22 protein-coding genes are annotated in these 18,144 nt (G+C 43.1%); 16 read left to right on the plus strand and 6 right to left on the minus strand.

Annotation, left to right across the window (positions count from 1 at the left end; translation table 11 throughout):
* Together GYO_RS31585 and aprX are read right to left on the minus strand one after the other, a co-directional pair.
* Positions 1 to 825 carry an MBL fold metallo-hydrolase gene (locus GYO_RS31585; protein ID WP_080010130.1) on the minus strand — a complete coding sequence of 275 codons (825 nt, stop codon included), beginning with the start codon at positions 823 to 825 and terminating at the stop codon, positions 1 to 3.
* Positions 826 to 933: 108 nt separating this feature from the next.
* Positions 934 to 2,262, minus strand: a complete 1,329-nt coding sequence (gene aprX, locus GYO_RS31590; protein WP_014113866.1) for a serine protease AprX — start codon at positions 2,260 to 2,262, stop codon at positions 934 to 936.
* A 215-nt stretch (positions 2,263 to 2,477) separates the two neighbouring features.
* On the opposite strand from aprX, the gene GYO_RS44075 reads away from it, so the two are divergent.
* The 3 genes from GYO_RS44075 to GYO_RS31605 all read left to right on the plus strand — a co-directional run bounded on the left by GYO_RS44075 (position 2,478) and on the right by GYO_RS31605 (position 4,225).
* Complete coding sequence (locus GYO_RS44075; protein ID WP_041520966.1) at positions 2,478 to 2,711, plus strand: hypothetical protein; 234 nt, start codon at positions 2,478 to 2,480, stop codon at positions 2,709 to 2,711.
* Between the two features lie 279 nt (positions 2,712 to 2,990).
* Positions 2,991 to 3,698: a poly-gamma-glutamate hydrolase family protein gene (locus tag GYO_RS31600; RefSeq protein WP_014113869.1), complete on the plus strand. Its 708-nt coding sequence runs from the start codon at positions 2,991 to 2,993 to the stop codon at positions 3,696 to 3,698.
* A 74-nt stretch (positions 3,699 to 3,772) separates the two neighbouring features.
* Positions 3,773 to 4,225 carry an OsmC family protein gene (locus GYO_RS31605; RefSeq protein ID WP_014113870.1) on the plus strand — a complete coding sequence of 151 codons (453 nt, stop codon included), beginning with the start codon at positions 3,773 to 3,775 and terminating at the stop codon, positions 4,223 to 4,225.
* Between the two features lie 11 nt (positions 4,226 to 4,236).
* Here GYO_RS31605 and ebrB read toward each other — a convergent pair whose 3' ends face one another.
* From ebrB to ymaG, 3 genes are all read right to left on the minus strand, one after another.
* On the minus strand, positions 4,237 to 4,590 hold the full coding sequence (gene ebrB / locus GYO_RS31610) for a multidrug efflux SMR transporter subunit EbrB (RefSeq protein ID WP_014113871.1): 354 nt from the start codon (positions 4,588 to 4,590) through the stop codon (positions 4,237 to 4,239).
* A 13-nt stretch (positions 4,591 to 4,603) separates the two neighbouring features.
* Positions 4,604 to 4,921: a multidrug efflux SMR transporter subunit EbrA gene (ebrA, locus tag GYO_RS31615; RefSeq protein ID WP_041520967.1), complete on the minus strand. Its 318-nt coding sequence runs from the start codon at positions 4,919 to 4,921 to the stop codon at positions 4,604 to 4,606.
* Between the two features lie 141 nt (positions 4,922 to 5,062).
* On the minus strand, positions 5,063 to 5,311 hold the full coding sequence (gene ymaG, locus GYO_RS31620) for an inner spore coat protein YmaG (RefSeq protein WP_041520968.1): 249 nt from the start codon (positions 5,309 to 5,311) through the stop codon (positions 5,063 to 5,065).
* 89 nt (positions 5,312 to 5,400) lie between these two features.
* On the opposite strand from ymaG, the gene GYO_RS31625 reads away from it, so the two are divergent.
* The 9 genes from GYO_RS31625 (at position 5,401) to GYO_RS31665 (ending at position 12,275) form a co-directional block, all read left to right on the plus strand.
* Complete coding sequence (locus GYO_RS31625) at positions 5,401 to 5,814, plus strand: YmaF family protein (RefSeq protein WP_014113873.1); 414 nt, start codon at positions 5,401 to 5,403, stop codon at positions 5,812 to 5,814.
* 99 nt (positions 5,815 to 5,913) lie between these two features.
* Entirely contained in the window at positions 5,914 to 6,858 is a 945-nt protein-coding gene (gene miaA, locus GYO_RS31630) for a tRNA (adenosine(37)-N6)-dimethylallyltransferase MiaA (RefSeq protein ID WP_014113874.1), read from the plus strand.
* A 39-nt stretch (positions 6,859 to 6,897) separates the two neighbouring features.
* A complete protein-coding gene (gene hfq, locus GYO_RS31635; protein ID WP_003221097.1) occupies positions 6,898 to 7,119 on the plus strand; it encodes an RNA chaperone Hfq in 222 nt (73 codons plus the stop codon).
* Between the two features lie 196 nt (positions 7,120 to 7,315).
* Positions 7,316 to 7,588 (plus strand): YmzC family protein, encoded by a 273-nt coding sequence (locus GYO_RS31640; protein WP_014113875.1) that lies wholly within the window; start codon positions 7,316 to 7,318, stop codon positions 7,586 to 7,588.
* A gap of 81 nt (positions 7,589 to 7,669) precedes the next feature.
* The gene (locus GYO_RS31645; protein WP_003221102.1) at positions 7,670 to 7,900 is read left to right on the plus strand and encodes a hypothetical protein; all 231 of its coding nucleotides are present in this window, start codon (positions 7,670 to 7,672) and stop codon (positions 7,898 to 7,900) included.
* A gap of 243 nt (positions 7,901 to 8,143) precedes the next feature.
* Positions 8,144 to 8,536 carry a class Ib ribonucleoside-diphosphate reductase assembly flavoprotein NrdI gene (nrdI, locus tag GYO_RS31650; protein WP_014113877.1) on the plus strand — a complete coding sequence of 131 codons (393 nt, stop codon included), beginning with the start codon at positions 8,144 to 8,146 and terminating at the stop codon, positions 8,534 to 8,536.
* Entirely contained in the window at positions 8,496 to 10,598 is a 2,103-nt protein-coding gene (nrdE, locus tag GYO_RS31655) for a class 1b ribonucleoside-diphosphate reductase subunit alpha (RefSeq protein ID WP_014113878.1), read from the plus strand. Before nrdI ends, nrdE begins: the two co-directional genes overlap by 41 nt.
* A 17-nt stretch (positions 10,599 to 10,615) precedes the next feature.
* The gene (gene nrdF / locus GYO_RS31660; protein ID WP_014113879.1) at positions 10,616 to 11,605 is read left to right on the plus strand and encodes a class 1b ribonucleoside-diphosphate reductase subunit beta; all 990 of its coding nucleotides are present in this window, start codon (positions 10,616 to 10,618) and stop codon (positions 11,603 to 11,605) included.
* A gap of 49 nt (positions 11,606 to 11,654) precedes the next feature.
* Positions 11,655 to 12,275 (plus strand): hypothetical protein, encoded by a 621-nt coding sequence (locus tag GYO_RS31665; protein WP_014113880.1) that lies wholly within the window; start codon positions 11,655 to 11,657, stop codon positions 12,273 to 12,275.
* Positions 12,276 to 12,338: 63 nt separating this feature from the next.
* On the opposite strand, the gene cwlC is transcribed toward GYO_RS31665, so the two are convergent.
* On the minus strand, positions 12,339 to 13,106 hold the full coding sequence (cwlC, locus tag GYO_RS31670) for a sporulation-specific N-acetylmuramoyl-L-alanine amidase (protein ID WP_014113881.1): 768 nt from the start codon (positions 13,104 to 13,106) through the stop codon (positions 12,339 to 12,341).
* An 817-nt stretch (positions 13,107 to 13,923) separates the two neighbouring features.
* On the opposite strand from cwlC, the gene spoVK reads away from it, so the two are divergent.
* The 4 genes from spoVK (at position 13,924) to glnR (ending at position 18,088) form a co-directional block, all read left to right on the plus strand.
* Positions 13,924 to 14,892: a stage V sporulation protein K gene (gene spoVK, locus GYO_RS31675; protein WP_014113883.1), complete on the plus strand. Its 969-nt coding sequence runs from the start codon at positions 13,924 to 13,926 to the stop codon at positions 14,890 to 14,892.
* Between the two features lie 133 nt (positions 14,893 to 15,025).
* Positions 15,026 to 16,288 carry a GTPase HflX gene (gene hflX, locus GYO_RS31685; protein WP_041520970.1) on the plus strand — a complete coding sequence of 421 codons (1,263 nt, stop codon included), beginning with the start codon at positions 15,026 to 15,028 and terminating at the stop codon, positions 16,286 to 16,288.
* 17 nt (positions 16,289 to 16,305) lie between these two features.
* On the plus strand, positions 16,306 to 17,571 hold the full coding sequence (locus tag GYO_RS31690) for a methionine gamma-lyase family protein (protein WP_014113885.1): 1,266 nt from the start codon (positions 16,306 to 16,308) through the stop codon (positions 17,569 to 17,571).
* A 109-nt stretch (positions 17,572 to 17,680) separates the two neighbouring features.
* Positions 17,681 to 18,088 (plus strand): transcriptional repressor GlnR, encoded by a 408-nt coding sequence (gene glnR, locus GYO_RS31695; protein WP_014113886.1) that lies wholly within the window; start codon positions 17,681 to 17,683, stop codon positions 18,086 to 18,088.
* Positions 18,089 to 18,144 lie beyond the last annotated feature (56 nt).

The raw sequence follows: 18,144 nt of genomic DNA on the forward strand, positions 1-18,144 counted from the left end.
CTATGTATGAAACAATTCGCTGTTCAGAGCCTTGATATAACGTACGGCAGAACGCTGGACTGCTTCGCCGGCATTCTCTCTGACAACTTTAGAAAAAGCATTATAAATCCGGTTAAATTGAAGCGGTTTCACTTTGGCTGCTATTTCTTCAACTTTGGAGGCGGGGAGGGGAATGAGATTTGGATAGCTGTACATAAAGCTGACCCAGTTCCGGTCGGCCGCAACCGTAATGACATCCCCGGTCAACAGACAGCCTTTCCCTTCATTGCCGTTGCTCCAATGGAGAACAGCACCGCCTTTAAAATGTCCGCCCAGTCGGTAAAGATCCAGTCCCGGCTTCATGTTGAGAGTTTCCCCTGACCAGAAGTGAATGTGATTGCTTGGCCTTGCCACCCAGTCTTTGTCATCCTCGTGAATATAAATCGGAGCCTGAAACGCTTCAGCCCACTCAACCTGAGCAGAGTAATAATGTGGATGAGACAAAGCGATGGCTTGAATACCGCCTAATTCGTTGATTTGGTCAATTGTCTTTTGGTCAAGATATGTAATGCAATCCCACAGCACATTGAAGCCCTTATGCTGGATCAAATGTGCTGTTTGTCCGATCGCAAACTCTGGTTCAGTTTTGATGCTGTAAAGATGCTCTTCTTCCTTTTTGAGGATGTTTTGAAGGTTTTCTTTCTCACGCATGTCTTCAAGGGTTGTCCAAGATTGTCCATCCGGATGAACATACTGCCTTTCGTCATCGCAAATCAGACATGAGTTCGGCGAATTTACAGTCTGCGCATGTTGTACTCCGCATGTTTTGCAGATATAATATGGCACTTTTTCACTTCCTTCATCCATTTTCTATTATTTTATCCCATTATTATGGAAAATCAAAACATAAAGCCGGCAGTTCTGCAGAGAGAATTGCCGGCTTTATGGTACTGTCTATTGGCCAGGAACGGAATTTTCTGCGTTGACGGCGCCCGCTCCGTAAACATTCGGATCTTCATCTTTCCATTTGTCCGTGCCGTTTTTCAAAAGCTCTTTCACTTCATCAGGTGTAAGATCCGGATTTTGCTGAAGGATTAAAGCTGCAATTCCTGCACAGATCGGTGTTGCCATCGATGTTCCTGACATTGTAAAATACTGAGATCCTACACGGCTTGATTTTTGAAGCTTATCGATATAAGAATTGGGAGAGCGCAGGGAAATAATATTAACACCCGGCGCTAAAATATCGGGCTTTTCTTTCCCGTACACTGTCGGCCCGCGGCTTGAGAAGGAAGCGACCGTATCATCATCGCTGTTTGCGGTATTGTTATCGTCAAGGGCACCTACTGTAATCACCTTTTCGCTCACGCCCGGGCTTGCAATGGTTTGTGGATCAGGCCCTGAGTTTCCGGCAGCGACACAGACGACAATCCCTGCGTTCCACGCTTCTTCAACCGCTCTGACTAACGGGTCTTCTTGTTCATTATCATATCGAAGCGCATCGCCACCGAGCGACATACTGATAATATCAATCGGTTCATTCGGGTTGTCCTCATTGTATTGAATACACCACTCTACACCTTCAATAATATCAGCTAACGTTCCCGAACCTTGCTTGTTCAAAACCTTCACACCGATTAGATTGGCTTCCGGTGCAGGCCCGCGGTATTGGCCAGAAGAGGATGCGCCGCTGCTTGCAACATCACCTGCACAGTGTGTGCCATGACCATTATCATCATACGGTTCTGTTTTTTGATTGACCATGTCCGCGAATCCGATAATTCTGCCTTCTAAATCAGGATGCGGGTAGATTCCTGTATCGACAACAGCGACAGTAACACCTTTTCCAGTCAGGGTCTGCCCGTTTCTGACGACTTCCTTCGCGTGGCTTGCTTCGGTTGCCGTGTCCAGTAGCGCTTTGACTTCGCGGTTTAAATACACTTTGCGGATATCACTGCATTCAGAAAGAAGGGAATGTAACGCTGAAGGGGTCACCTCGGCGCTGCAGCAATTGATTTTATTGAATCGGCTTTTTAACTTGCTGCGTTTTTCTTTTTGCAGTACCTCTCCAGCCATTTGACAGCCGGTCTCGTGACAGCCTTCTTCAAATTCAATAATGACTGACATTTTTTTTCTGTTTTTCAATTTGGTTTCGAAAAACTGATGCAAGAAGCAAGGAGTCCATTTGAAGGGCTTGTAAAGCTGCAAGACGCTTTCCCGTAACGGCCAATCTAGCTTATGAGCATTTGCTCTCACCATTTGTACCATAGAGTACCCAAACATGTATTTTCCTCCTATTATAAGGTTCACTGTATACTCTATGAACAGATGATAGTTTTGGTAAGTTTGTTTGTCCTTTATAAGAGGCGGACAAGAGTTGGTTTTTATGAATCTTTCGAATTAGATTCAGGAGTTGTGGCAATCATTGGGGATTGAAAAGGAACGTTTGTTCGTATTATAATAATGTCATATTAAACTGGCAAAGGGAGAGCAGCTGTATGAATTTCTTCTTTCATCGGTCTTTGGAAAGCCAAATACCAATTAGCATTATATATATGAAGAAAGACGGAACGATTAGTAAAAGAACAATTATTGTAAGACAGAAAAGCCAAACGCAAATCAAAGCATTTTGTTTTTCGAAACAACAGATCAGAACGTTTTTGTTGGATTCGATCCTCTCCTGTGACTTTGTGAGAACAAATAAACAAAACCTCTATTTGGCAGACAGATAACAGGCTGTCCGTCTCAGCAACTGGGCAGCCGCTAATAAAACCCTCCTTAAACCTCTATACATGTAATTGCCAAGTGAGGTTATTCCTACCTTTTTTATCTTTCCTCTCAATCTTTTTTCACTCATATTTCAAATGAACCGCTATTAACCGTGACAATCAATTGATTTTTTGAAACCGGGAACTTTTTCACTGATGATATAGCGTATACAATGGTAAGATAAAACCTATTGGCTAAACCTCATATAATGAACCGTGCCATTCTTATGAAAGGAGTTAAACATGAGAAGATTTATACTAAATGTCATATTAGTCTTAGCCATTGTCTTATTCCTGAGATATGTTCATTACTCATTAGAACCTGAACCATCTAATCAGCCAGATACATATTCAAATTTCAGCAGCTTGGCAGAAAATGAGAGCCCAGCCGATTATGATATTTCTTATAGTGAGAAAAAAGGAAGCAAAGTGTTAATTATGTCTCCACACGGCGGAAGAATTGAAGGCGGAGTAAGCGAGCTTGTGCGGTATTTCAATAATGAATTCTCTACATACCTGTTTGAAGGGTTGAAGTCACACGATAACCAAACGCTTCACATTACAAGCACCAACTTTGATGAGCCATTGGCCGAAAAGAAAATCAAGGAGCATCAATATGTTGTGGCTTTTCACGGATATAAAGGAGAGAACAAGAATACACTTGTTGGAGGCACAGATCGAAAGCGGGCGAAAATGATCGTAAGAGCCCTTGAGAGAAGAGGGTTTTCCGCTGAGTTAGCGTCGTCTAAAAGCGGTCTTGCTGGGTTGAGTGCCGAAAACATTAACAACCAAGGGGAAACGGGGCTGAGTATCCAGCTGGAAATTAGCCGCGAGCAGAGAGAAGCATTTTTCGATGATTTTTATTATAAAAATAGGAAATACACAAAGAACAGTGAATTTTATGCTTATGTGAGTGCGATCAAAAGTGTCCTTGAAAAAGAGTATTCGTAATAAGCAGATCAGAAGACAAAATAAGAGAAGATCAGTAGACTGAAATAGGATTATAAAAGGAGGCAAAACATACGATGGCAGATCATCATTTTTATTTAAAAGCGAACTGGCCAGGCAACCGCAATGATGTCGGTACGATCGAAAGCGGGAACTTAATCACATCGATTTCCATTCCTAAAGAAATGGATGGACCGGGAGAGGGGACCAACCCAGATGAAATGCTTCTCGGGGCGGCAGCGACCTGTTACATTATTACACTTGCTGCAATGATGGAAAGAAGCGGGCTGGAAAAGGAAGACTTGCAGATGGAGTCAGAAGGTATTGTCGACGTCACAAAAGGAGTTTTTACATATAAAAAGATCATTCATCGTCCCTCTGTCGTGCTCAAACATGATGCCTCACAAGAAGATGTCACATTGGCGCACAAGCTTTGTGAAAAGGCGGAATCGTCATGCATGATTTCACGCGCAATTCAAGGAAATGTCGAGCTGCAGCTTGAAGCCTCCGTAAAACGGGCTGGAGAATAAGAAACAGACGGTCACTCACAGACCGTCTGTTTTTTTTCTTTAGCAGGGGCTTTCGACTGATTTAACACGACGACGCCTGCAATGACAAGCGTGAGCCCGAACACTCCCTTTAAGCTGATGGTTTCGCCAAAAAGCAAAAACCCGACAATGGCTGTAAGCGCCGTTCCAACGCCAGACCATGTCGCATACGCGCTTGATAAGTCAATTGTTTTTAAAGAAAAGCTTAGAAAGGTAAAAGCAGAAAGAAATCCGGCAATGACTCCGACAATGGGCCAGGCTTGTGTAAATCCTTCTGAAAGCTTCAGCATTGTGCTCCCGAAAACCTCAGATACAATGGCAAGAGCCAAATAAAGCAATCCTTTCATCATTATCACTCCTTTACTGCCAGTTAAGTAACACGACCCCTGATATTAATAAAAGAATCCCGATAAGCCCTTTGACATTCAATTCTTCCTTAAACCATTTCACTCCGATCACTGCCGTCAGCACCGTGCCTACACCGCTCCAAGTCGCATACGAGAGGCTGAGGGGGATATGGTTTAAGGTCAGCGACAGCATATAAAAGGCGAGGGAATAGCCAATCACAACTAAAGCGCTTGGCTTCCACTTTTTGAAACCGTCAGATACTTTCAACATGGCCGCTCCTATCGATTCCGAGCATATGGCAATCGTGAGGAATATATATCCTACCAACATCGTAAATTCTCCTCACTTCAACTGCATTTTTGATTTGAAAAGATCTACAGCTAGAAAAATATTAGTGTATACCTATGTATGAGTCAAGAGATTCATTTTCAATCACCTAAAAAGACCCCTTTTTGAAGAGGCCTTTTGTGTTTAATAGTAGTAAGGGAATGGGGCGTACGGATAATAGGGATATCCGCCATAAAAATAAGGATTAAATAAAGCGCTTCCTACAAGCCCGCCAACTAGGCCGCCGAAAAAAGGTCCCCCGTAAAAACCGAATGGCCGGCCAAACCCAAATCCAGGTCTTCCAAACCCGTAGCCGAATCCAGGTCTTCCAAATCCGAAAGGTCTTCCAAATATTCTTGTATCTTCAGCAGTGAAATGTTCTATCTCGTTCATTTTTTCTTTCCTCCTGTAATAAAGTGTAGATGATGCAGTGTATTCAGCCTACCCAGATTTGATTGGGCGTTTGATGAAAAAGAAGGGATGTGATCACATTGGGCCTGTATCCGTCTGACTGGTCAAAAGCGCCGCCTCACGCACATGCTTATCATGTCAAAACGACGAGAGAACAGGGACATTATCATCTCATTGAAGGATTTACTCAGCCGGCTAATGGATCGAATACCGATCAGCATACACATTACTTTACAGGGATCACTTCTTTTGAAAACGGCCATTTTCACCGGTATTACGGAATCTCAGGGCCTGCGATTCCCTTAGCGGACGGCACCCATTATCACGAAATCGAAGAAACGACGTATCTGGCCTATAATGAACCGATTGAGATCCGGTACGGAGGCGTGGTGTATGATCCGAAAGATGACGGAAGAAAAACGCATCGGCATGCCCTGAAAGGAAAGACGAGAGAAATCGTCGGCAATGAGCCGCTCGGGTGGTAGAAGAATGTTTACCAGTGCAAAAAAAGGGCAAAATGGATAGGTGGTTGTACATGATGAATGCTATAATGGGGGGAGATTTATAAAAGAGAGTGATACACATTGAATAATACGAAGCAGCCCGTTGTCATTTTAGTCGGACCGACGGCAGTGGGGAAAACAAATTTAAGTATTCAGCTAGCCAAATCCTTGAACGCGGAAATTATCAGCGGTGATTCGATGCAGGTTTATAAGGGGATGGATATTGGAACAGCTAAAATTACTGAACAGGAGATGGAGGGAGTGACCCATCATCTGATTGACATTTTAGATCCCCAAGATTCCTTCTCCACCGCCGATTACCAAGGCTTAGTGAGAAACAAAATAAGTGAGATTGCAAAAAGAGGAAAGCTTCCGATGATTGTCGGCGGTACAGGGCTTTATATACAGTCTGTGCTTTACGATTATACATTTACGGAAGAGGCGAACGATCCTGCGTTTCGACAGAGCCTGCAAGTCGCTGCCGAGCGGGAAGGCGCTGACTTTCTTCATGCCAAACTTGCAGAAGCAGATCCCGAGGCAGCAGCTGCGATTCATCCCAATAATACAAGAAGAGTCATTCGCGCGCTGGAAATTTTACATACGTCTGGAAAAACGATGTCTCAGCATTTGAAGGAACAAAAACGAGAACTTCTGTACAATGCAGTGTTAATCGGACTGACAATGGATAGAGACACGCTTTACGCAAGAATTAATCAGCGGGTCGATATGATGATGGAGGCAGGTCTTCTTCCAGAAGTGAAACGCCTCTACGACAGGAACGTGAGAGACTGTCAATCGATACAGGCGATAGGCTATAAGGAGCTATATGCATATTTTGACGGTTTTGTGACACTTTCTGATGCCGTCGATCAGCTAAAGCAGAACTCAAGGCGGTATGCGAAACGCCAGCTGACGTGGTTTCGCAACAAAATGCAGGTTACCTGGTTCGATATGACACCGCCCGTTGATATGGAGCTGAAAAAAAAGGAAATTTTCACACATATAGCAGGAAAACTCGAACTTTAATCGAAACTGTATGATATAGAGAATCAAGGAGGACGAAACATGAAACCGATTAATATTCAGGATCAGTTTTTGAATCAAATCCGGAAAGAAAATACGTATGTCACTGTTTTTTTGCTGAATGGCTTTCAGTTGCGTGGCCAGGTGAAAGGCTTTGATAACTTTACCGTATTGCTGGAATCGGAAGGTAAGCAGCAGCTTATATATAAACATGCGATCTCAACGTTTGCGCCGCAAAAAAACGTCCAGCTTGAACTCGAATAGATCAAAACATACCATGTCAAGGCATGGGGAGGCTGTCGGGGGAATCCCGGCAGCCATTTTTTAAAATTGATCCACTTCCGTTCCTAGCTTTTTTGTAAGCTGACCATGCCAAGGCACGGTCTTTTTTTATGAAATCAACATATGCAAGACTAACTCGAATATCATGTAAAAATCACAATCTGGGAGTGACGCGACCTTGTTTGAAAGTGAAGCAGAACTGAGACGAATCAGGATTGCGCTTGTGTGGATAGCTGTATTTTTGCTGTTCGGGGCGTGCGGGAACCAAGAAACCATCATTGAAACAGACAGCGGCAATTCAGACTATGAAACGCCTCAGCCAACCTCGTTCCCGCTTGAACATAATCATTTTGGCGTTGTGAAGGACGGCTATATCAAAATTTATGAGTATAATGAGTCCCGCAATGAGGTAAAGCTGAAGAAAGAATACGCGGATGATGAGCTTGAATAAAATTCACAAGCATCCGAATTTACAAAGCGGATGCTACCCGCTAAACTAAATACAGACACAGATCAAACAGAGGGTGAAAAAATGAAGCATAAAGTGATCGTGAATCATTGGGAAGAAATTTGCGAAGATGATTCTTGCTATGAATACGGAACAAGCATCATTGTGAACGGAAAAGAATTAGTCAGAGAAGCGTCAATTATCAGCGCTTTGAAGGCGGTTTTAGAAGAGATCGGTGCGGATGTTGAAATAGAAGAAACAGTAGAGAGCGAAAAATGCTGTGATAGCTTAAGAAAAAAAAATCTAGACTACTAAGCAGTTTTTTTTCATGTTATGATATACATCGGCTTAAAAACGACACCCCGAGTAGGACGAGAGATGATTCTCGTTCTGCTCTCTTTTTTGGGCCCTAATGAGTCTGCCCATTTGCCTGATTTGATCAAAATATGAATTTTTCATAAAAACAAATCTATATATTGTGTTTTTGATAGAGGATAGTATACTATATATAGTGTTAGTGATGAGAGATTCATATTTTTTGATAGGTCGTGATAAAACGTGGTACAAATCATATTTGATTCGAAAACAGGGAATGTTCAGCGGTTTGTGAATAAAACTGGCTTTCAGCAGATACGCAAGGTGGACGAAATTGATCACTTGGACACTCCGTTTGTTTTGGTCACCTACACGACAAACTTCGGTCAGGTACCGGCATCAACACAATCATTTCTCGAAAAATACGCCCATCTTTTATTAGGAGTCGCTGCGAGCGGCAATAAAGTATGGGGCGATAACTTTGCAAAAAGCGCCGATACCATTTCAAGACAATATCAGGTGCCGATCTTGCACAAATTTGAACTCAGCGGCACATCTAAAGACGTTGAATTGTTTACTCAGGAGGTAGAAAGAGTTGTCACAAAATCAAGTGCCAAAATGGATCCAGTTAAATAACGAAATCATGATCCAAAAAGATGGAAAATTCCAGTTTGATAAGGATAAAGAGGCTGTACATAGCTATTTTGTAGACTATATCAATCAAAACACAGTTTACTTTCACGATTTAAAAGAGAAGCTGGATTATTTGATTGAAAACCAATACTACGAAGAGGAATTCTTAAGCCTTTATTCTTTTGAAGACATTAAAGAAGTGTTTAAGACAGCTTACGCTAAGAAGTTTCGTTTTCCTTCCTTCATGAGTGCGTTTAAATTCTATAATGACTATGCTTTGAAAACGAATGACAAAAAAAGAATCCTCGAGCGTTATGAGGACCGGATCTCAATTGTTGCGCTGTTCTTCGCAAACGGCGACACTGAGAAAGCAAAAGAATATGTGAACCTGATGATCAATCAGGAATACCAGCCGAGCACACCCACATTTTTGAACGCCGGCAGAAAACGCCGCGGAGAACTTGTGAGCTGCTTCCTGCTCGAAGTCAATGATTCATTAAACGATATTTCAAGAGCGATCGATATCTCTATGCAGCTTTCTAAACTGGGCGGCGGGGTTTCTCTTAACCTGTCCAAGCTTCGCGCGAAGGGTGAAGCCATTAAAGATGTTGAAAACGCCACAAAAGGCGTTGTAGGCGTCATGAAGCTTCTAGATAACGCGTTCCGTTATGCTGACCAAATGGGGCAAAGACAAGGATCTGGCGCGGCGTACTTAAACATTTTCCACCGCGATATCAATGATTTTCTCGATACGAAAAAGATTTCAGCGGATGAAGATGTGCGTGTCAAAACGCTATCTATCGGTGTTGTCATTCCGGATAAGTTCGTTGAGCTTGCACGTGAAGACAAAGCGGCTTACGTATTTTATCCGCACACGATTTATAAAGAGTACGGCCAGCACATGGATGAGATGGATATGAACGAAATGTACGACAAGTTTGTCGACAACCCTCGGGTGAAAAAGGAAAAGATCAACCCGCGGAAATTGCTTGAAAAACTGGCGATGCTTCGCTCTGAATCAGGCTATCCATACATCATGTTCCAAGATAATGTGAATAAAGTGCATGCAAATAACCATATTTCCAAGGTGAAATTTTCTAACCTTTGCTCTGAAGTGCTGCAGGCATCTCAGGTTTCTTCATACACAGACTATGATGTAGAAGATGAAATCGGTTTGGATATTTCCTGCAACCTGGGTTCGCTTAACATTCTCAACGTCATGGAGCACAAATCAATCGAAAAGACAGTTAAGCTTGCGACAGACTCTTTAACACACGTGTCTGAAACGACTGATATCCGCAATGCGCCTGCTGTAAGACGGGCAAACAAAGCGATGAAATCAATCGGTCTCGGCGCTATGAACCTTCACGGCTACCTTGCGCAAAACGGTATTGCGTATGAAAGTCCGGAAGCGCGTGACTTTGCAAACACGTTCTTTATGATGGTGAACTTCTACTCTATCCAGCGTTCTGCGGAAATCGCAAAAGAGAAGGGCGAAACGTTTGATCAATATGAAGGATCAACCTATGCGACAGGTGAATACTTCGACAAATACGTTTCAACTGATTTCTCACCGAAATACGAAAAAATTGCTAACCTGTTTGAAGGTATGCATATCCCGACGAGAGAAGACTGGGAAAAGCTAAAAGCATTTGTAGCTGAAAACGGCATGTATCACAGCTACAGATTATGCATTGCGCCGACAGGCTCGATCTCATACGTTCAATCAAGCACGGCGTCTGTTATGCCGATTATGGAACGGATTGAAGAAAGAACATACGGCAACTCAAAAACGTACTACCCAATGCCTGGGCTTGCATCTAATAACTGGTTCTTCTATAAAGAAGCCTACGATATGGACATGTTCAAGGTTGTAGATATGATCGCGACTATCCAGCAGCACATTGATCAGGGAATCAGCTTCACATTGTTCTTAAAAGACACAATGACGACTCGTGATTTAAACCGAATCGATCTGTATGCACATCACAGAGGAATTAAAACCATTTACTATGCAAGAACGAAAGATACTGGGCAAGACAGCTGCCTTTCTTGTGTTGTTTGATTAAAGGAGAGTTTATAGTGACGAAAATTTATGACGCAGCAAACTGGTCAAAGCATGAAGACGATTTTACCCAAATGTTCTATAACCAAAACGTGAAACAGTTCTGGCTTCCGGAAGAGATTGCTTTAAACGGCGATCTCCTCACATGGAAGTATCTCGGAAAAAACGAGCAGGACACTTATATGAAGGTACTGGCCGGACTGACTCTTCTTGATACAGAGCAGGGGAATACGGGGATGCCGATCGTGGCTGAACACGTTGACGGCCACCAGCGGAAAGCGGTGCTGAACTTTATGGCGATGATGGAGAACGCTGTCCATGCGAAGTCGTACTCTAATATTTTCATGACCCTGGCACCGACTGAAACGATTAATGAAGTATTCGAATGGGTTAAACAAAATAAATATTTGCAGAAAAAAGCGCAAATCATCGTCGGACTTTACAAAGCGATTCAAAAAGATGACGAGATTTCACTGTTCAAAGCGATGGTTGCTTCCGTCTATCTGGAAAGCTTCCTTTTCTACAGCGGTTTCTATTATCCGTTATATTTCTACGGACAAGGAAAACTAATGCAAAGCGGGGAAATCATTAACTTGATCCTTCGTGATGAAGCGATTCACGGCGTCTATGTGGGTCTCCTTGCTCAGGAAATCTACAATAAGCAGACAGAAGAGAAAAAAGCAGAGCTTCGCGAATTTGCGATCGACCTTCTGAATGAGTTATATGAAAATGAGCTTGAGTATACAGAAGACTTGTACGATCAAGTTGGACTCTCACACGATGTAAAGAAATTCATCCGCTATAATGCCAATAAAGCGCTGATGAACCTTGGATTTGATCCATATTTTGAAGAAGAAGATATCAATCCGATCGTTTTAAACGGATTAAATACAAAAACAAAATCACATGACTTCTTCTCTATGAAGGGGAACGGTTATAAAAAGGCGACAGTTGAGCCGCTCAAAGACGATGACTTTTATTTTGGAGATGAAAAAGAGCAGATATAATATCTGCTCTTTTCGGCTTGAAGGTTCAAATGAGGAGGACGCAGTAACCATGGGAAAAATGGACGAAATGATTTTAGTCGCCCCGCGCGATGACGTGTTTAAGAAAGAAAGCTTAACCTTCCAGGGTGTGAACAGTGAAGATAGCAAAGTAGCAGAAATCATGGCTCAGATCGAAGCAGGCTATCGTGAAATGAGAAGGGGAGACGCAGAAGAAGATCCGCATTTCAAGCAGCCGATTCCTTATGTCGTCATTAAGCGCGAAGATGAAGTTTTCCTTTACGAGCGGCTGGCTGGCGGAGGGGAATCACGTCTGCACAATAAGCTTTCTCTCGGCTTTGGAGGCCATATGAACTCCATCGAAGGAGCAGCCTCATTTGCTGAAGTCTTAAAGCTGAACACAGACCGTGAGCTTGACGAAGAACTGCAAATAAATGAAGAGGATAAACAGGCGATTGTCACACTGGGACTCATCAATGATGATGAAAACAGTGTCGGCAAAGTGCATATCGGTATTCTTTCTGCGCTTCAATTACAGCCAGGCTCACAAGTGGAAGTGAAGGAGAAAGAACAAATTGCTGGAAAATGGATGAAAGTCTCTGAATTAAAACAGGACGACATCTATAACCGTCTGGAAACATGGTCACAATTTGTTGTTGATATCCTTGAATAAAAAAACCCGGTTTCTCGTGATGAGGAGCCGGGTTTTTTTATGAGACGCTCGTCCGCGTTTAGACTATGATTCTAGAATCACAATAGCGTCAAAGCCGGCATTTCTCGCTTTGGCAGCAAGAGCGTCTGCATTGTCTTTGGATGAAAATGCGCCAATTTGTACTTTGTATAATCCATCCTTTAAAAGGACAATCGTGTCAAAGCCTTTAGCTTCGGCACTGCTTGCAAGTGAGTCCGCATTCGCTTTGACTTTAAATGCGCCAATTTGAACCTTATATAACCCTGAGCTGGATGTCTTTTTAAGGCTAAAGGCTTGCTCCAGCCCGTTTGCATGGCCTCTCGCTAAGCTTTGAATAAAGCTGTTTGTTTTCAGCTTATTTGCATCCGCAACGGTATCAATGAAGCCGTTCTCGGTTAATAGGGCAGGCATTGCCGACTCCCTTAGAACGTGGAAGTTTGCTGTTTTTCTGCCGCGGTCTGCAAAGTCGACAGCTTGTATCACATTAGAGTGAATTGCCGATTGGTAAGTCGTCGTCGGGGCACCGACACCCGGGTAAATATAGCTTTCAAAACCTGTGCCGCCCCCGGAATTAATGTGAATGGACAAAAAGAAGTCTGCTCCCCAGTTATTTGCAGCGTTTGTCCGGTCGCTTAAGCTGACATATTGGTCGCTTGTCCTGCTCAGCAGCAAAGAAACGCTTTCATACTCATTTGTCAATATCGTACGTAAAGCTAAAGCGATTTGCAGGGTTAACGTTTTTTCTTGAAGGCCATTTCCTGTTGCGCCTGGATCAGACCCGCCATGGCCAGGATCAATAAAAATCTTAACCATTCTTCATCACCTCATTACAGGATATGAAAAAGCACGGCTCCTGCTTGTACGATTATCATTCGTCTGAAAAATGAGGAAATAACCCTTTCACATGAGGAAATTATTTCTCGGGAAAGCGCACAATTCAACATGAAGCGACAGCAGATTCTATCTGAATGAAAAATGTGAATATGTCATTTGCTTGTGAGAATTATGGGTTCGGCTTTATTTCAACTGATTCCGTCTGGTCTTCGGTTTTGCGTCAGGCATTCGGAACGTAAATTCATACGCAAAGCTCCTTTCATATGCTGAGAAGAAAAAGGGGGGGGAAAACGTGTCGCTGAAGACATCTCTTTATTAATAGAAGAAAAAGAAATGTCTCAGGTATCTTACGAATGAGAACAGCAAATTAACCGCGATCCATATGCTGACAGGTGTGATCGATTCGTATTTTTGGCTCGCTCCCTGTTCAAAACCGAAGTGTCATGCCAAACAGGGTGAGCAACGGACAAAGAACACAGCTTGGGAAGGGATCTTCCGCTGAGAGATTCGTTTGAGCTGTTAAAAGCGATATAGGAAGTGTCCGTGATAAAGAGATTTATATGTCAAAGGCATATCACCATATTCATCGCTCAGTGTTCCTTACAAAATTGTTAAAAACAAAATCTCTTGGTTTGTCCACCCCATGTCCGTGAATACAATAAGAAATAAAGTATTTCTCGGGAAAGCGCAAAATTCCTTATCATTCCCGAAAAAAGCAATTGTTTCGACACATGATAGGCGTTTGTCACAAACGGCATCCGCTTGAATATCATATAGAGAGAACAGAGAGGTGAAAATGTTGGAGCGCGCTGTGACATATAAAAACAACGGACAGATCAACATTATTCTTAACGGGCAAAAGCAGGTGCTGACGAATGCTGAGGCAGAGGCGGAATATCAAGCTGCATTGCAAAAAAACGAAGCAAAGCACGGCATTTTGAAGGAAATCGAAAAAGAGATGAGCGCACTGGTTGGGATGGAGGAAATGAAACGCAACATCAAGGAAATATACGCCTGGATTTTTGTGAATCAGAAACGCGCGGAGCAAGGCTTGAAGGTGGGGAAGCAAGCGCTGCACATGATGTTTAAAGGAAATCCGGGAACAGGAAAAACGACGGTTGCACGGCTGATCGGCAAGCTGTTCTTTGAAATGAATGTTCTGTCAAAAGGCCACCTGATAGAAGCGGAGCGGGCTGATCTGGTCGGGGAATATATCGGCCACACCGCCCAAAAGACGAGAGATTTAATCAAAAAGTCATTAGGCGGCATTTTGTTTATAGACGAAGCCTACTCGTTGGCAAGAGGCGGCGAAAAGGACTTTGGGAAAGAAGCGATCGACACACTCGTAAAGCATATGGAAGACAAACAGCATGAGTTTATTTTGATCCTTGCCGGATATTCTCGTGAAATGGATCATTTTCTCTCATTAAATCCAGGTCTCCAATCAAGATTTCCTATCTCCATTGATTTTCCGGATTATTCTGTCACACAGCTCATGGAGATTGCGAAACGCATGATCGCTGATAGGGAATACCAGCTCAGCCAAGAAGCGGAATGGAAATTGAAAGATTACTTAATGACAGTCAAAAGTACGACAAGTCCCATTAAATTCAGCAATGGCCGTTTTGTCAGAAATGTGATCGAAAAATCAATCAGAGCGCAAGCCATGAGGCTTTTAATGGGCGATCAATACTTAAAATGTGATTTAATGACCATTAAAAGCCAAGATCTTTCCATTAAAGAAGAAGCATCTGGCTCTGCATAGACCTCTCGGTTTTCGAGAGGTCTGTTTTTTGCTTGTATTTCTTGCTTTTCAAAGCAATCGATTTGTGGTATACACATGCAGGGTTTGGTATGATAATACTACTGCCCAATATGCAAAAGAAAGGAACATCCATTTGAACGAACAGGAAACAAGACAGGAAAAAGCTATTTTAGTCGGATGTCAGCTGCCGCATATCACGGATGAGCATTTTGAAAATTCTATGGAAGAGCTTGCATCTCTGACAAAAACAGCAGACGGAAAAGTATTGACCAGCGTCACACAAAAACGGAACAGGGCTGACGCCGCTACATATATAGGAAAAGGGAAGGTAGAAGAGCTGAAGGCACTGGTTGAAGAGCTTGAAGCTGATCTCCTCATCTTTAATGATGAGCTGTCGCCAAGTCAGCTAAAGTCATTAGCAACAGCAATTGAAGTGAAGATGATTGACCGTACGCAATTGATATTAGATATTTTCGCAAAGCGGGCGAGAACGAGAGAAGGCAAACTCCAAATTGAGCTGGCTCAGCTGCAATATGCACTTCCGCGCCTGACGGGGCAAGGGATCAATCTTTCCCGGCAAGGCGGTGGAATTGGGGCGAGAGGTCCCGGGGAAACGAAACTAGAAACTGACCGCCGCCATATCAGAAATCGCATTCACGAAATCAACACACAGCTTTCAACTGTTATTCGCCATAGAAGCCGATACCGTGAAAGAAGAAAGAAAAACGGTGTGCTTCAAATTGCGCTTGTCGGATATACAAACGCGGGGAAATCAACATGGTTCAATCGCCTGACAAGTGCTGACAGCTATGAAGAAGATCTCTTGTTTGCCACACTGGACCCGATGACCAGAAAAATGGTCCTGCCAAGCGGGTACAGCGTGCTTCTGTCAGATACAGTAGGATTTATTCAGGATCTTCCGACGACATTGATTGCTGCATTCCGGTCAACGCTTGAGGAAGTCAAAGAAGCGGATTTGATCCTGCATTTAATTGATTCCTCAAATGAGGATTACCCGGGACACGAAAAAACGGTGCTTCGGTTGCTTGAGGAGCTTGAAGCCGATGACATCCCGATGCTGACGGCTTACAATAAGCGAGATCAAAAGCTGCCTGATTTTATTCCGTCCGCCGGAAAGGATCACATTATGGTCAGTGCGAAATTTGAGGAAGACGCTGAAACGTTTAAAGAAACGATTCAACGCTATTTGCGCCAAGAGCTGTTAACGTCTTTTGAAGCGCATGTGCCGGCAAGTGAAGGCAAGCTCCTTTCGAGAATCAAATCGGAAACGATGGTTGACCGCTTCTATTTTAATGAAGAAAATGAACGGTACGACATATCAGGCTATGTACAAGAAGAGCAAAGCATCATTGGTGAATTAAAGAAGTATATGTAGGAAGGAAATTCAAAAACATGTTTGACACATTAACACACGGAGAGTTATTGAAAAAAACGGCAATGGAAGTGGAAGCGGACATTGCCGGTGTTCATAAACAAATAGAAGAAATTAGCGAGCGCAATGAATGGAGAGTGCTTCAAAGCTATAGAAAACACAAAGTAAGCGACACTCATTTCACGCCGTCTACTGGATACGGCTATGATGATATCGGAAGAGACACGCTTGAAAGCATTTATGCGGATGTGTTTGGCGGAGAAGCGGGACTTGTAAGGCCGCAAATTATCTCAGGCACGCATGCCATCTCGATTGCTTTGTTCGGTGTTCTCAGACCGGGGGACGAGCTTCTTTATATAACGGGCAAGCCATATGATACGCTAGAAGAAATTGTAGGCGTCAGAGGCGGAGAAAACGCTGGATCGTTAAAGGATTTTCAAATCGGCTACAATGCGGTTGATCTGACGGAAGACGGAAAAATAGACTATGATGCAGTCGCCGCTGCGATCAATCCGAAGACGAAAGTAATCGGCATTCAGCGCTCAAAAGGATATGCGAATCGTCCTTCTTTCTTAATCAGTGAAATAAAAGAGATGATCCGTTTTGTAAAAGAAATCAATGAAAACCTGACCGTCTTTGTGGACAACTGTTACGGAGAATTTGTGGAAGAGCTTGAGCCTTGCCATGTCGGAGCCGATCTGATGGCGGGATCTCTCATTAAAAATCCCGGCGGCGGTCTTGCGAAAACAGGGGGCTATCTCGTCGGAAAAGCGAAATGGATTGAAGCTTGCTCTTACCGTATGACGTCACCTGGTATCGGCAGAGAAGCAGGAGCATCTCTTTACTCGCTCCAAGAAATGTATCAAGGCTTCTTTTTGGCGCCTCACGTTGTGTCCCAAAGCTTAAAGGGAGCGGTGTTTACAGCGAGATTCCTTGAAAAACTGGGCTTCACTTCAAACCCGAAATGGGATGCGAAAAGAACAGATTTGATACAATCCGTTGAGTTTTCTGACAGAGAAAAGATGATTGCCTTTTGCCAGGCCATTCAATATGCATCACCGATCAATGCCCACGTGACGCCTTATCCAGCCTACATGCCGGGATACGAAGATGATGTCATTATGGCAGCAGGCACATTTATTCAAGGAGCAAGCATCGAATTATCAGCAGATGGCCCTATCCGCCCGCCATATGTAGCGTATGTTCAAGGTGGATTAACCTATTCGCATGTGAAGAATGCCATATGCAGTGCAGTGGATTCACTCATGGAAAAGCAATTAATTTAAATTTTTTAAAAATTTCACTGAATTACATGTTAAGAATCCTTACATCATATTGACACAAAATATAACATGACCTATAATGAAACTAAGTTAAGAAAAGGAGGAAATTGAGATGAGTGATAATATTCGCCGCTCAATGCCTTTATTTCCAATAGGAATTGTCATGCAGTTAACGGAGTTATCAGCAAGACAAATTCGATATTATGAGGAAAATGGATTGATATTTCCAGCCAGAAGTGAAGGGAATAGACGATTATTTTCATTTCATGATGTAGATAAACTGTTAGAAATCAAGCACCTGATAGAACAAGGTGTAAACATGGCAGGAATTAAACAGATTCTGGCGAAAGCGGAAGCCGAGCCGGAGCAAAAACAAAACGAGAAGACGAAAAAAACAATGAAACATGATCTGTCCGATGACGAACTGAGACAGCTCCTGAAAAACGAGCTCATGCAAGCCGGCCGTTTTCAAAGAGGGAATACATTCCGCCAAGGCGACATGTCCCGCTTCTTTCATTAATCCGTTAGCAACTGTTTTGCTATATACATTTACCTTTTAAGAGGAGGAGTTTTACG

Source organism: Bacillus spizizenii TU-B-10 (assembly GCF_000227465.1).
Classification (GTDB): Bacteria; Bacillota; Bacilli; order Bacillales; family Bacillaceae; genus Bacillus; species Bacillus spizizenii.

Excerpts from the sequence above, each read along its gene's own strand:
- aprX (WP_014113866.1), bottom strand. The coding sequence starts at position 2,262 with ATGTTTGGGTACTCTATGGTACAAATGGTGAGAGCAAATGCTCATAAG.
- GYO_RS44075 (WP_041520966.1), top strand. The coding sequence starts at position 2,478 with ATGAATTTCTTCTTTCATCGGTCTTTGGAAAGCCAAATACCAATTAGC.
- GYO_RS31600 (WP_014113869.1), top strand. The coding sequence starts at position 2,991 with ATGAGAAGATTTATACTAAATGTCATATTAGTCTTAGCCATTGTCTTA.
- GYO_RS31605 (WP_014113870.1), top strand. The coding sequence starts at position 3,773 with ATGGCAGATCATCATTTTTATTTAAAAGCGAACTGGCCAGGCAACCGC.
- ebrB (WP_014113871.1), bottom strand. The coding sequence starts at position 4,590 with ATGAAAGGATTGCTTTATTTGGCTCTTGCCATTGTATCTGAGGTTTTC.
- ebrA (WP_041520967.1), bottom strand. The coding sequence starts at position 4,921 with ATGTTGGTAGGATATATATTCCTCACGATTGCCATATGCTCGGAATCG.
- ymaG (WP_041520968.1), bottom strand. The coding sequence starts at position 5,311 with ATGAACGAGATAGAACATTTCACTGCTGAAGATACAAGAATATTTGGA.
- hfq (WP_003221097.1), top strand. The coding sequence starts at position 6,898 with ATGAAACCGATTAATATTCAGGATCAGTTTTTGAATCAAATCCGGAAA.
- GYO_RS31645 (WP_003221102.1), top strand. The coding sequence starts at position 7,670 with ATGAAGCATAAAGTGATCGTGAATCATTGGGAAGAAATTTGCGAAGAT.
- GYO_RS31665 (WP_014113880.1), top strand. The coding sequence starts at position 11,655 with ATGGGAAAAATGGACGAAATGATTTTAGTCGCCCCGCGCGATGACGTG.
- cwlC (WP_014113881.1), bottom strand. The coding sequence starts at position 13,106 with ATGGTTAAGATTTTTATTGATCCTGGCCATGGCGGGTCTGATCCAGGC.
- spoVK (WP_014113883.1), top strand. The coding sequence starts at position 13,924 with ATGTTGGAGCGCGCTGTGACATATAAAAACAACGGACAGATCAACATT.
- GYO_RS31690 (WP_014113885.1), top strand. The coding sequence starts at position 16,306 with ATGTTTGACACATTAACACACGGAGAGTTATTGAAAAAAACGGCAATG.
- glnR (WP_014113886.1), top strand. The coding sequence starts at position 17,681 with ATGAGTGATAATATTCGCCGCTCAATGCCTTTATTTCCAATAGGAATT.